We start from the raw sequence: 13,426 nt of genomic DNA on the forward strand, positions 1-13,426 counted from the left end.
ACCGTGTACGTACAAGCAGTGGGAGCCTCTCTTTATGGGGGGTGACTGCGTACCTTTTGTATAATGGGTCAGCGACTTATATTCTGTAGCAAGGTTAACCGTATAGGGGAGCCGCAGGGAAACCGAGTCTTAACTGGGCGAATGAGTTGCAGGGTATAGACCCGAAACCCGGTGATCTAGCCATGGGCAGGTTGAAGGTTGGGTAACACTAACTGGAGGACCGAACCGACTAATGTTGAAAAATTAGCGGATGACTTGTGGCTGGGGGTGAAAGGCCAATCAAACCGGGAGATAGCTGGTTCTCCCCGAAAGCTATTTAGGTAGCGCCTCGTGAACTCATCTTCGGGGGTAGAGCACTGTTTCGACTAGGGGGTCATCCCGACTTACCAACTCGATGCAAACTGCGAATACCGAAGAATGTTATCACGGGAGACACACGGCGGGTGCTAACGTCCGTCGTGAAGAGGGAAACAACCCAGACCGCCAGCTAAGGTCCCAAAGTCATGGTTAAGTGGGAAACGATGTGGGAAGGCACAGACAGCCAGGATGTTGGCTTAGAAGCAGCCATCATTTAAAGAAAGCGTAATAGCTCACTGGTCGAGTCGGCCTGCGCGGAAGATGTAACGGGGCTAAACCATGCACCGAAGCTGCGGCAGCGACACTTAGGTGTTGTTGGGTAGGGGAGCGTTCTGTAAGCCTGCGAAGGTAGACTGTGAGGTCTGCTGGAGGTATCAGAAGTGCGAATGCTGACATAAGTAACGATAAAGCGGGTGAAAAGCCCGCTCGCCGGAAGACCAAGGGTTCCTGTCCAACGTTAATCGGGGCAGGGTGAGTCGACCCCTAAGGCGAGGCCGAAAGGCGTAGTCGATGGGAAACGGGTTAATATTCCCGTACTTGGTGTTACTGCGAAGGGGGGACGAAGAAGGCTAGGCCGGCCGGGTGACGGTTATCCCGGTTTAAGCGTGTAGGTGGGCAGTCCTGGTAAATCCGGTCTGCTGTTAACACTGAGGCGTGATGACGAGTCTCTACGGAGATGAAGTGGTTGATGCCCTGCTTCCAGGAAAAGCCTCTAAGCATCAGGTAACACGAAATCGTACCCCAAACCGACACAGGTGGTCAGGTAGAGAATACTCAGGCGCTTGGGAGAACTCGGGTGAAGGAACTAGGCAAAATGGTGCCGTAACTTCGGGAGAAGGCACGCTGGCAATAGGTGAAGTGGCTTGCCCATGGAGCCGAAGCCAGTCGAAGATACCAGCTGGCTGCAACTGTTTATTAAAAACACAGCACTGTGCAAACACGAAAGTGGACGTATACGGTGTGACGCCTGCCCGGTGCTGGAAGGTTAATTGATGGGGTTAGCGTAAGCGAAGCTCTTGATCGAAGCCCCAGTAAACGGCGGCCGTAACTATAACGGTCCTAAGGTAGCGAAATTCCTTGTCGGGTAAGTTCCGACCTGCACGAATGGCGTAATGATGGCCAGGCTGTCTCCACCCGAGACCCAGTGAAATTGAACTCGCAGTGAAGATGCTGTGTACCCGCGGCAAGACGGAAAGACCCCGTGAACCTTTACTATAGCTTGACACGGAACATTGAACCTTGATGTGTAGGATAGGTGGGAGGCTTTGAAGCATGTACGCCAGTACGTGTGGAGCCAACCTTGAAATACCACCCTTTAATGTTTGATGTTCTAACTTAGCCCCGTTATCCGGGGTGAGGACAGTGTCTGGTGGGTAGTTTGACTGGGGCGGTCTCCTCCCAAAGAGTAACGGAGGAGCACGAAGGTTGGCTAATCCTGGTCGGACATCAGGAGGTTAGTGCAAAGGCATAAGCCAGCTTGACTGCGAGAGTGACGGCTCGAGCAGGTACGAAAGTAGGTCTTAGTGATCCGGTGGTTCTGAATGGAAGGGCCATCGCTCAACGGATAAAAGGTACTCCGGGGATAACAGGCTGATACCGCCCAAGAGTTCATATCGACGGCGGTGTTTGGCACCTCGATGTCGGCTCATCACATCCTGGGGCTGAAGTAGGTCCCAAGGGTACGGCTGTTCGCCGTTTAAAGTGGTACGCGAGCTGGGTTTAGAACGTCGTGAGACAGTTCGGTCCCTATCTGCCGTGGGCGCTGGAAGATTGAGGGGGGTTGCTCCTAGTACGAGAGGACCGGAGTGAACGCACCGCTGGTGTACGGGTTGTGATGCCAATTGCATTGCCCGGTAGCTACGTGCGGAAGAGATAACCGCTGAAAGCATCTAAGCGGGAAACTTGCCCCGAGATGAGTCTTCCCTGGGACATTTAGTCCCCTAAAGGAACGTTAAAGACCATGACGTAGATAGGCTGGGTGTGTAAGTGCAGCGATGTATTGAGCTAACCAGTACTAATGAACCGTGAGGCTTAACCTTACAACGCCGAAGGCGTTTTTAGAGACGAGAGACAGTAGAATTATTGAGCTTGTTGAAGGATTGAAGTTCGTGGTTGGGTTGTTGGTAGAACAACAGCGTCAACGGTGAACAATACAGACTTTGCCTGGCGGCGATAGCGCGGTGGTCCCACCTGACCCCATGCCGAACTCAGAAGTGAAACGCCGTAGCGCCGATGGTAGTGTGGGGCTTCCCCATGCGAGAGTAGGGAACTGCCAGGCTCTTAAATTGAAGAAGTACGCAGGTGTTCGGGCAGTTCGCTACTCGATGAGACAAACCTGCAGGGAGCAGGTTTGAACGTCCAAAGGACGGCCTCGAAGAGGCGAGTCTCAGGATGAGACGAGTAATAGACAAAAGGCAAAGCCTTTTGAACGTTGCAACGCAACGGCCCGAAGGGTGAACTCGAAGAGGTTCATCAACTGCCAGGCTCTTAATTTAAAAGTAGTAAGCCAGAACGCTTCTGGTGAGAAAAGAATTCGGTGGAGCGGTAGTTCAGTTGGTTAGAATACCTGCCTGTCACGCAGGGGGTCGCGGGTTCGAGTCCCGTCCGTTCCGCCACTTATTTAAGATAGCCCGCCTAGTGCGGGCTTTTTTATGTCTTCTGGTTTATCATTTTCCTCGTGTATTATTCTCCATTATTTGCCCCCTCTGATAGCAAACAATGAACAAGGCCGTTTAGATAGGGTCTAACTTTAAAGACTGCCCGCTTTTATTTTTCCATTAAGGGTTGTGTTTTCCCTCCAGCCCCCCATAAAGTAGAAATAGCGTTAGGCTAGGATGCTGAAACGGCCTGTAGTTCGTAAGGAGATGTGGATTAATCATAGGTAGTAGACGTGAGAAAAAGAAACTATGCTCTACGCTATTCCGCTGGGTCTCCGGCTGAGCGCGTTTTTCCTGACGTCTTGGAGGATCTTAATCCAACCATCATTACGCCGCAGCAGGCCTTTCCCACCCATGACATCCTCAACGTTATGGTATGGAATATCTTTAAACAGCAGAGGGCGGATTGGCTTAACGTCCTGACAAATCATGGCGTTGAAAATCAATTAGTTTTGCTTCAGGAAGCGCAGACCACACCCGAGCTTATTCAATTTGCCACCTCACACTACCTGACGACCGATCAAGTACCGGCGATTATGCTGCCTCAGTACTCTCTGGGCGTTATGACACTGGCCTCGGCTAATCCCGTATACTGCTGCCCGCTTCGTGAAAAGGAGCCGCTGTTGAGGCTGTCAAAATCTGCTCTGGTAACGGTATATCCGCTTGATGACGGTCGTCAGCTTATGGTGGCTAATATCCATGCCGTTAACTTCAGCTTTGGCGTAGATATCTATCAGCAGCAGCTTAGGCCCATTGGTGAGCAAATCATGCAGCATAGAGGGCCAGTGATTCTTGCTGGCGACTTTAATGCGTGGAGCAAGCAGCGGATCCGATCTCTCTACCGTTTTTCCACGTTAACCGGCCTTCAGGAAGTGCATTTTACCCATGACCAGCGCAAGCGAGCCTTTGGGCGACCACTAGACTTTGTTTTTTATAGGGGATTGGAAGTGGCAGAAGCATCGGTTGTGGTGACGAAAGCGTCGGACCATAACCCGCTGTTAGTGAAGTTTTACGCCGGCTCCAGATGAAGCCGGCTATCTGGCTGCTAGCGCTTATAAAGCGTGAGGGTATCACCCGGCTGTAGACGATGGACGTTTTCAAGCTTTGAGTTCCACTTGAGCACATCATTAATATCAACGTTGTGGCGTTTGGCAATACTGACTAATGAATCTCCCTTGCGCACCTTATAGGTAATGCTGCGGCGCGAGTTCGATTTGCTGCTAGTCGTGCTGGCAATTTGTAGTGTTTGCCCCACCTTAAGCTTGCCGTTCTTTGCCATCTTGTTCCAACGCTGGATATCACTGGTTTTCACCTTATGCCGTTTAGCAATCGATGACAGAGTATCCCCCGAGCGGACTTTGTATTTAGTCGACGTTGTTGAGGTACTATTTTTTGCAACCTGTTGAACGCTCTGCGCCTGCTGAACTGCAAGCTGGCTCATATATGCCGCAGATACAGGAAGAGTAATGACTTGGCCAGCGGCAACCTGTGCCGTTAGCGCGTTAGCTTCTCTGATGTCATTTGCATTGATGCCATAGCGCTGAGCCAGAATTTCGATGGTTTCCCCTTCCACAACGCGATGTTGCCCCCAGTTAACCAGATTGACGTCGCCTTTTTGCAGCGAGGCTGTCAATTTCTGAGCATTTTGCACTGGCAGTGTGATGGAGTGTGGCCCGTTTGGTGCAGTAAAGTCGTGTTTATAGCCTGCGTTATAAGTCTTTAGTTTTTGAAGCGGGATATCAGCCATTTTAGCCGCCTGCTCCAGTTCGATCTGTTTTCCGATCTCAATGCGCGTGAGTGCTCGACTGACGTTACTATGCGGCATAGTCAGGTCGTAACCATCGCTGTTCTTGATAATACTGCTGAGCGCCAGTAGTTTAGGAATATAGTTAATAGTTTCCCGCGGCAGGTTCAATGACCAGTAGTCCGTAGGGCGATTTTTGTTCTGGTTTTCTTTAACCGCTCTCATGACGCACCCTTCACCGCAGTTATATGCAGCGAGCGTTAGCAGCCAGTCACCGTTAAACATGTCATTGAGGCGTTCAAGAAGGTTCAGCGCTGCATCGGTAGATTCAGCGAGGTCGCGTCGTCCGTCATACCAGCGGTTTTGCTGTAAGCCGTAGGAGAGCCCGGTAGTAGGAATAATTTGCCAAAGGCCTGCGGCGCTGGCGGTTGACGTCGCGCTGGGATTAAAAGAGCTCTCCACGATGGGCAGTAGTGCCAGTTCCATCGGCATGTCGCGATACTTTAATTCGCTAACAATCCAATACATATAGGGCTCGGCCCTAACTGCGACATTCTGGAGAGAGCTTTTACGCTTAAGGTAGTACTCTTTCTGCTCGCGGATCCGATCGTTCTCTGGAACGTCCATCTTCAGCTCAGAGCTGACGACTTGCCACAGATTTTTTTCAGACTGACCGTCCTCGGCGATAAGCCAATCCAGATTGCCGCTCTGAGAATGTTTAGCAAAAAATTTACTGGCGGAAGAAAGGTTCTGATTGCCTGCGTTAGTCTGCGGTGGTTGCTTATCGGTCGCCTGACAGCCAACGAGTAATACAGAGGCGAGTATGATCGCTCTTGTTTTCATGGTATTCAGGTTTTTATTTGATTAAAAGTCGACCGATAATACTTTGGCTAGTCAAATAACTCAACAAAAAGCGTCAATAACTGTCTTTCAGCGCCCTTAATCGCTCAAAAATCTGCCAAACTGCCGTAGTTGAAGTATTAAACCCTAACTTCCTTTGTAAATCAGTCTGATGACATCTTAAGAATAGGTTGATTTTTTTCTCTTTTTGCAACGTTGTAGGTACAGAAGACTTGTTTTCAGCGCGTAGTTGAGTGATTTGTTGTAGATATGTTTCAATTTCGCTATCTTCAGGTAAAATATGGTGAGCGAACCGCAGGTTTGATAGGGTATATTCGTGGGCGCAGCATACGATAGTGTTATCACCGAGTGCCGCGATTTTTTCTATCGATTCATACATCTGTTTTGCGGTGCCTTCAAAAATTCGGCCACAGCCTGCAGAAAATAGCGTATCACCGCAAAACAGATAGGGTGCAGAGAAGTAGGCAATGTGTCCCAGAGTGTGTCCGGGAACGCCAATCACATCGAACGATAGCGCACCCAGTGCGATTTTATCGCCTTCTTTGACGATGACTGTTGCACCTTTATTTTCAGTTTCCTGAGGGCCATAGACCGGAGTGCCCGGATAGCGTTCACACAGCGACGTAACGCCTCCTGTATGATCGTTATGGTGGTGAGTCAGTAGGATCGCTGAAGGTGTCAGGTCTCTCTTGCTGAGGGCTTCAATAACTGGTTCCGCGTCTCCAGGGTCGACCACAATATTTATATGCTGGTCATCCGTCAGTAGCCAAATGTAATTGTCCTGAAACGCGGGAATGCTGATAAGATGCATAGGGATACCCTTGAGGTTAACGTTAGACTTGAAGAGATGATAATCCATGAGAGCCGCTCGTATCGAGAAGATTGTAGCACCGCCCGCATCATGGGATGAGTTATCCTTCGGCGGTTCTTTACTCTCCGCGCTGGAACAGCAGCTGACTCCCTGGTGGCCAAAGCTGTTTGGTCTTCATCTGTTAAAGCTTGGGCGGTTGAGCGTAGGGGTTAACACTACTCGTTGTCAGATTTCTCACCACATTCACGCTGCGTCAACGGGCGATAACGTTAACGTTTATGCCGATAGTTTCCAGCTTCCGTTTTTAAATAAATCTATTGATGCCTGCCTGCTAGCCAATACGCTGGCGTATTCAGAAGATCCCCACAGGGTACTGCGTGAGGTCGATCGCGTATTGATTGATGACGGATGGTTAATTATCAGCGGATTCAATCCTGTTAGCGTTGTTGGAGCAGGGAAACTAGTTCCCGTTCTTCGACATCGTCATCCCTATTCTTCCAGATTGTTCACCAATATGCGATTGATGGACTGGCTAAGCCTATTGAATTATGAGGTTTTGTTGCATCGCCATTTTCAGCCTTTACCCTGCTCGACGTCTTTTGGCAGGGCAGGGCTAGCGTTTCCTATTGTTGGCTGCCAGAGCCTAATTGTTGCAAGAAAGCGCACAGTACCTTTAACCATCAATCCGATTTCTCTGTTCAGAAAGCGTTTTAAGGTGCGGCCTGGCGCTCTGGGCGCTACAAAGAACATCCATCGGGGAGAATAGCCATAGTCTTCCGACTTTTTAACCTTCTGGAAGGTATCCTTCATCGGTAAGCGTTGGTGAAGAGGCTGCCGCTCTTGCAAGTTCGTCGCACCGCTCGTTCTCTTCGTGTCCGGCGTGGCCTTTAACCCAAAGCCATTCAACGCGGTGATTACCGATAGCTGCATCTAGTCGCATCCAGAGATCGACGTTTTTGACCGGCTTTTTATCTGCTGTTTTCCAGCCGCGTTTTTTCCAACCGTGGATCCAGCTTGTAATACCCTGACGAACGTACTGACTGTCAGTGCTTAGACTGATCTGGCAGGGAGACTTAAGGGACTCCAGCGCCATAATCGCCGCCAAAAGCTCCATGCGGTTATTAGTCGTCAGGAAATATCCCTCGCTGAGGGTTTTTTCGTGCTGTTTATAGCGTAAAATAGCACCATAGCCTCCGGGACCTGGATTTCCCAGGCAGGAGCCATCGGTGAATATTTCTACCTGCTTTAACATCTCTGGTAGACTCATCTTTCAGTTTAAAAGCGTAAGTCTGACATAAAATGGAACCAATAAGCACTGAAATTACGCGACAGATCGTACTCGATACCGAAACCACCGGTATGAATATGGTCGGCGTACATTATGAAGGGCACCGAATCATCGAAATTGGTGCGGTAGAAGTGATTAACCGCCGCCTGACGGGGCGAAATTTTCATGTCTATATTAAGCCTGACCGACTAGTCGATCCTGAAGCTTATGGGGTTCACGGCATCAGCGATGAGTTTTTGGCAGATAAGCCGTCGTTTGCTGACATTGCCGACGAGTTCTTTGCGTTTATTGAAGGCGCTGAGCTGGTTATCCATAACGCGTCGTTTGACGTCGGCTTTATGGACTATGAATTCCGCAAGCTGCGTGCAGACCATCCTAAAGTGGAAACGTTTTGTACGATAACGGATTCACTGCTGCTTGCCCGGCGTATGTTTCCCGGAAAAAGAAACAGTTTGGACGCCCTCTGTAGCCGCTTAAGTATTGATAACAGTCGGCGTACCCTGCACGGGGCTCTTCTTGACTCCGAAATACTGGCAGACGTTTACCTGACGATGACTGGTGGCCAAACGTCGCTGTCGTTTTCAACGGAAGGGGAGACACAGTCTGAGAGTAAAGGGTTTGAAGTTCAGCGCATTGAGCGCACTGAAACCGCCATGAAGATTATTTATGCCAGTGATGAAGAGCTGACTGAACACGAATCTCGTTTAGACTTGGTGGCGAAGAAAGGGGGATGCTGTCTGTGGCGCACGCCGCAGGAGGGAGACACCGTTAATTAGCGTTGTTTGTGGGCATTTCGTTGAATTTATGTGCAATTGACGCCGTTTTGATAAATTTAAGTTGACGGCAAAAGGGCTGGGCCTTAGTATCTGCCACATTCGAGTGGAGCGGTAGTTCAGTTGGTTAGAATACCTGCCTGTCACGCAGGGGGTCGCGGGTTCGAGTCCCGTCCGTTCCGCCACTTAATATCAAAAAAGCCTGCATTTAGCAGGCTTTTTTGTTTTCTAGCTCTTCTCAGCGAACCTGTGGCGCTAATCTTCCTCAAACAGAACAATTTCACCCTGCTCATCAAGGCGGCTTGGCGCACTGCCGTCAAGATGAACGGTACCGGGTAGTTCAGGCTGAGTCGCGCCGTCGAACTGCAGCGTAATATGCCCAAGCTGTTCTAAATTCTGACTGGCAACTTCGCCTACTGCCGTGATGGGATAGACCTTACCGTAGAGCTCAAGATGCTGCCCTACGGCGATAGGCTTAGTCAAAGAGCTGCCGCCGTGAACCAGACAGTAGTCTATAAGATCCTGCGGTGCTTGGTCGCTGAACAGAATAATGCGACCCTCGCTGAGAAATCCCGCCGCCTCTTTACCGACGGCGCTGATTTGAGCTCTCCATATAGCTTGTTTCACTCGATATCCCTCTATTCCGGCTTTTCGGCCGCAGTAGCTGAAAGAGCGGCATCAGCGGGAACCTGCCTAAGTCCTTTTGCTTGCAGACGCTTATCGAACCAGGCGACCAGCACCGGGGCGGTCAACATGGTGATAATGCTGGCGGTCGCTAACTGCGCGGTAGCGGAGTCAACGAATACCTGTAGAGTTGGGTCAGCCTGAGCAACCATCGCAGGGGTTAACGCTGAGCTTGCGGCAGTCGTACCAAGCGCCGCACCGAGTGCGGTCTTTTTCTTTAAGAACAGGTTATACAGGAAGTAGAACAGAATGCCGGTAGCAGCGGAAATGACGCCCAGCAGAATGCCGGACAGACCTGCTGTAAATACGGTATTCATACTGGAGTTAGCGCCGATAGCAAATGACATAATAATGATAACTAGCGGCTGAGCTGCAGCACACAGCTGTTTAAATTTCTGATCCAGATTGCCCCACATCATGCCGATTAGCAGCGGAATAATCATGGAGAGCAGGGCGGCGAAAGGAATGTTTGCCAGACCGCTGACGCCTAAAACAACCATGGTGACGAACGGGCCGTCCTTAACACAGAATACGGAGATGGCACCTGCATCGCTGGCATCGCCATAGTTGCTGCACAGTGCAATATACAACGAACTGTTAGAGCTGGTGATACAGGCGACAAACGCCAGCGTAGAGATACCGAAGAATCCCATTGGCCCGAACATTGAGCCCATCATCCAAACAACGAGCGCGCCAGCAACGAACTTTAGCAGCAGCAGAATGGTTCCCTTATACAGCGGAAGGCCTGCCTGGCGAATATTAATAGAGGAGCCGCATATTAATAGAAATATTCCCATCATGGCACTGGAGCCGCTTTTAAATAACGCGGTTGTCGGACCGCCGATCTGTAGTAAAGAGGGGAAAAAGGTATTAATTAATATTGCTGCGATGAGAGGGATAATAATTAGCCCTCCGGGAACTTTATTCATCTTGTCGAGAATGTTGATATTTTTCATGAAACTTCCCTTTTGTAGGGTGAAAGAGACCCAGACCTTAAAAAAACAGGCCTAGACTCGTTCACAATATTGAGGTTTCTCTTGCTGAGCGAAGAGATGTGCCCACGCTAATTCAGCCTATGATTCAGTGAGTCTTTTTCTCATAGCTTGAAGGGATGAGGGCACGTTTATTCGTTTTTAATAGTTATTGTCCGGTTTCCCGATAAATATGGTTAACGATGGTATGGATAATATCTTCAGGGCCGGTTAGCCCCCCTTTACCAACGCAAACGAGACCCGCATATTCACCTCCGATGATTCTGACAAGATCGGTTTGTGGGATCACATAGTCAACCATCTCAATACCGGTTGCGCCCAGTAGCTTCAGCACGTTAACCATGGTGTCGCCGCCGGTCATATAAAGACCTTTAATATCCTGATCTGGGCGGCTTAGGACGGTTTTAACAATGTTGCCCAGACCCTGATTGATATTGTCCGCTGCTTCCCCGTGTGTCAGACCAAAGCGCTGTTCTTCTTCAGTCAGATTCAGCAGGCGGCCAGTCAACGCAGATTCGAAGACGAAAACGGCATTCTTGTGGTTGCTGAGGCAGTCCTGTGCTTGGCGAACGACGCGCTCGACTTCGATATCAGCCGCGTGTTCTTTATCAATCAAGAGCTCTGCATCGACGGGAATGTGACAAACCTGTTCATTGTGCTCAATCAGGTGTGTTAGCTGCTTTTTGGTGACCGGCGTGGCGCTACCCGCAACGATTACAATTGAGCCCTGTGGCTGACCCTGAGTGAACGGTTTTTCCGCACGGCTTTCGCCCTGAATAATGCCTCTGGCCTGAGCCAGTCGCTCGGTAAAGGGGCCCGGGTCGACGGCCAAAACGTTCCAATTTAACGAAACGACGGCCTGTGCAACGTTTTCCACGTCTTCAAGAGAAATCGCGTCCACTACAATAACTCGGCATCCTTCTAACTGCTGCTGAGCCAGTGCTTCTCCGACGGCCGCTTTACCCTTTAACACACAGGACAGCGAGACGTATCCCACGCGGTGCTTGGTTTGTGCTCCTAAAAGGTCGGGGACAAACGTTTCAGTAACCGGTGTGCGGACATCTTTTGCCACGTCGGTGCATGAGAGCGCCACTGAGTCGATAACTGAGTACCCACCAACCAGAATGCGTCGAGACTGAGGCATAGCGGGAACGACGACGGCAACGGTTTCTTCCGGCAACACATCCAGCATGGCGTCAATTTCATAACCAATGCCGCCACGCAGCGTGGTATCAACACGTTTGGTGAAGTAGCTGGCGCCTCTGTCTTTTAGCGCCTGAGTTGCATTTCTGACGCGTTGCTGCGCTTCTGCTTTCGGGAGAGGGCGGCTGTCGCTGCTGATAACCATTGCTTGCCACTCTGAATCACTGGCCAGAAATGAATCAGTATTAAAGAAGGCTGCGGTTTTTACGCCGCTGCGGGCTAACAGAACTCCTACAGTCGTTGCACCGGTGAGGTCGTCTGCCACAATGCCGAGTTTGTTGCTCTGACCACCTTCTGAGCGCAGCTGTATACCGGCAGGTGAAACGCCGGACACGTAAATATCTTCATGAATAAATTCAGCCAGAGGGCCGGACTTACCGGTAGGATGCAGGTTGACAGTGGGGATCCCTTTCTTGGGATAGAGTCCGCAGCGTAGAGTTCCGCCGCAGTCAATAACCATCACGCCGATGTCCTGATCGTTAGGTTCGCCGTTTTTAAAGACGTCCACGGTTTCCCAACCGGTTAATTCAGCCAGCCTGTCAACGACGGCGGGACGGATCCCGCCAGTGATGTAAGCGATTTTTTTACCCGGAACCACGTTAACGATGAGTGGCCCACCCCAGCCTTTACTGCCTCTGGTTATTTCCAGATAGAGGTTCATGTCGTTACTCCCTTTCCGATAAAACAAGGTCAGTGATGATTATTGATTTTGCATCTTCCAGTAGCGTGCCGAGACGAGCGTGGACTCCAGCATGCTGACGACGCCAGCTTTACCGGTACCTGCGATATCGAACGCAGTACCGTGATCGACGGAGCTGCGCATAAACGGCAGGCCGAAGGTGATGGTAACGGAGCGTTCAAAGTCGAGGGTTTTACAGGCGATATGACCCTGATCGTGATACAGCGAAAGAATGGCGTCATATTTGCCAAGCTTGCCGAGGTGGAAAACGGAGTCAGCCGGAACGGGACCTATAGCGTTGATGCCCATCTCGCGAGCTGCTTCAACGGCGGGAATAAGGTTGTCTTTTTCTTCGTGGCCAAACAGACCGTTGTCAGAACCGTGTGGATTAAGAGCAGCAACAGCAATACGTGGGTTTTCGATATTAAGGGCAGTAAATTCTTTGTGAATTTGCTGTACACAGCTCAGGACACGCTCTTTGTTGGCATAGTCACAGGCGTCTTTCAGCGCCATGTGGCGACTGACAAAGAAAACGCGCAGGTTTTGAACGTGGAACATGGTCAAGCCGTAGTCAGATCCGGTTTCGACCTGAAAAATTTCTGTATGGCCAGGTAGCTTACAGCCTGCAAGCTTAATGGCTTCTTTATGAATCGGCGCTGTGGAGACGACGTCGACGGCTTTTGACATACCGAGCTCAATAGATCTTTTGACATAGTCCAAAGACATTTGACCAGCCAGTTTCTGTACTTTTCCCCACTCGACACTGTCGCAGTCGTAGTCACCGGTCTCCAGCACATCGATTGTGCCCCAGGTGAACTTGGCTTCTGAAGGGTGGCTGATTGGGTTGATGGCGAAGCTACAGTTCTTAATGGCCATTGCGCGCTGAATAATAGGAATAGAACCAATTAAGAAGGGGTTACATTCATTGTAAACCTCTTGGTTCATCATCGTTGCGACTGAAATTTCAGGACCGATTCCCGCAGGATCGCCGATGGTAAGCGCAACGACAGGTTTTTTCTCAACTGACATACATTCCCCTTTTTAGACGATTGTCTCGATGTTTATATGTTCAATACATGAACTTTTGTTATGCTGATTCTACGTATTGTGAGGGAAATAACTTTGAAAACGATCACAAATATCCCATTTGTGCACTTTCCTATTAAAATGCGTGGCTGTTCATTTGTTTTGTTGGTGAGAATTAGTTTTTTTCGTGATTTTATTTCTTTTTAGCGTGGAAATTTTTTATAGATCGGTTGATTGTCTCTTTTTGAGGGGAAATATAGTGTAAGTAACTTATAATCATCTGATTTCTATTTGGCTGTTTTTTGTTCTGCCGTGCTGAGTTTTCAGCAAATGAAGGTGAGGAAACAGGGT

At 49.8% G+C, this 13,426-nt stretch carries 10 protein-coding genes, 2 tRNA genes and 2 rRNA genes (1 of these 14 only partly in view); 7 read left to right on the forward strand and 7 right to left on the reverse strand.

Annotation, left to right across the window (positions count from 1 at the left end):
* From DQM29_RS05260 to DQM29_RS05275, 4 genes are all read left to right on the forward strand, one after another.
* Positions 1-2,396 (forward strand): 23S ribosomal RNA (locus DQM29_RS05260); it begins 514 nt to the left of the window's first position.
* A gap of 123 nt (positions 2,397-2,519) precedes the next feature.
* Positions 2,520-2,635, forward strand: a 5S ribosomal RNA gene (gene rrf / locus DQM29_RS05265).
* A 260-nt stretch (positions 2,636-2,895) separates the two neighbouring features.
* A tRNA-Asp gene (locus tag DQM29_RS05270) sits at positions 2,896-2,972 on the forward strand.
* Positions 2,973-3,247: 275 nt separating this feature from the next.
* Positions 3,248-4,042: an endonuclease/exonuclease/phosphatase family protein gene (locus tag DQM29_RS05275; RefSeq protein ID WP_111739632.1), complete on the forward strand. Its 795-nt coding sequence runs from the start codon at positions 3,248-3,250 to the stop codon at positions 4,040-4,042.
* A gap of 17 nt (positions 4,043-4,059) precedes the next feature.
* Here DQM29_RS05275 and DQM29_RS05280 read toward each other — a convergent pair whose 3' ends face one another.
* Positions 4,060-5,601 carry a LysM peptidoglycan-binding domain-containing protein gene (locus DQM29_RS05280; protein WP_111739633.1) on the reverse strand — a complete coding sequence of 514 codons (1,542 nt, stop codon included), beginning with the start codon at positions 5,599-5,601 and terminating at the stop codon, positions 4,060-4,062.
* 73 nt (positions 5,602-5,674) lie between these two features.
* Positions 5,675-6,430: a hydroxyacylglutathione hydrolase gene (gloB, locus tag DQM29_RS05285; protein ID WP_111742000.1), complete on the reverse strand. Its 756-nt coding sequence runs from the start codon at positions 6,428-6,430 to the stop codon at positions 5,675-5,677.
* A gap of 46 nt (positions 6,431-6,476) precedes the next feature.
* Between gloB and DQM29_RS05290 the strand changes: the two genes are divergently transcribed.
* Positions 6,477-7,196 carry a class I SAM-dependent methyltransferase gene (locus tag DQM29_RS05290; protein ID WP_111739634.1) on the forward strand — a complete coding sequence of 240 codons (720 nt, stop codon included), beginning with the start codon at positions 6,477-6,479 and terminating at the stop codon, positions 7,194-7,196.
* 18 nt (positions 7,197-7,214) lie between these two features.
* Here the strand turns inward: DQM29_RS05290 and rnhA are convergent, their stop codons facing one another.
* Positions 7,215-7,682 (reverse strand): ribonuclease HI, encoded by a 468-nt coding sequence (gene rnhA, locus DQM29_RS05295; protein WP_111739635.1) that lies wholly within the window; start codon positions 7,680-7,682, stop codon positions 7,215-7,217.
* A 47-nt stretch (positions 7,683-7,729) separates the two neighbouring features.
* On the opposite strand from rnhA, the gene dnaQ reads away from it, so the two are divergent.
* A complete protein-coding gene (gene dnaQ, locus DQM29_RS05300) occupies positions 7,730-8,494 on the forward strand; it encodes a DNA polymerase III subunit epsilon (protein ID WP_111739636.1) in 765 nt (254 codons plus the stop codon).
* Between the two features lie 105 nt (positions 8,495-8,599).
* Positions 8,600-8,676: transfer RNA gene (locus DQM29_RS05305), tRNA-Asp, on the forward strand.
* A gap of 70 nt (positions 8,677-8,746) precedes the next feature.
* On the opposite strand, the gene DQM29_RS05310 is transcribed toward DQM29_RS05305, so the two are convergent.
* From DQM29_RS05310 to pdxA, 4 genes are all read right to left on the reverse strand, one after another.
* Positions 8,747-9,118 (reverse strand): PTS glucitol/sorbitol transporter subunit IIA, encoded by a 372-nt coding sequence (locus DQM29_RS05310; protein ID WP_111739637.1) that lies wholly within the window; start codon positions 9,116-9,118, stop codon positions 8,747-8,749.
* Positions 9,119-9,129: 11 nt separating this feature from the next.
* Positions 9,130-10,131 carry a 2-keto-3-deoxygluconate permease gene (locus DQM29_RS05315; RefSeq protein ID WP_111739638.1) on the reverse strand — a complete coding sequence of 334 codons (1,002 nt, stop codon included), beginning with the start codon at positions 10,129-10,131 and terminating at the stop codon, positions 9,130-9,132.
* 184 nt (positions 10,132-10,315) lie between these two features.
* Positions 10,316-12,031, reverse strand: a complete 1,716-nt coding sequence (locus DQM29_RS05320) for a four-carbon acid sugar kinase family protein (RefSeq protein ID WP_111739639.1) — start codon at positions 12,029-12,031, stop codon at positions 10,316-10,318.
* Positions 12,032-12,070: 39 nt separating this feature from the next.
* A complete protein-coding gene (gene pdxA / locus DQM29_RS05325) occupies positions 12,071-13,078 on the reverse strand; it encodes a 4-hydroxythreonine-4-phosphate dehydrogenase PdxA (RefSeq protein ID WP_111739640.1) in 1,008 nt (335 codons plus the stop codon).
* Positions 13,079-13,426: the final 348 nt, after the last annotated feature.

Origin of the sequence: Leminorella richardii, from assembly GCF_900478135.1 — a bacterium.
Classification (GTDB): Bacteria; Pseudomonadota; Gammaproteobacteria; order Enterobacterales; family Enterobacteriaceae; genus Leminorella; species Leminorella richardii.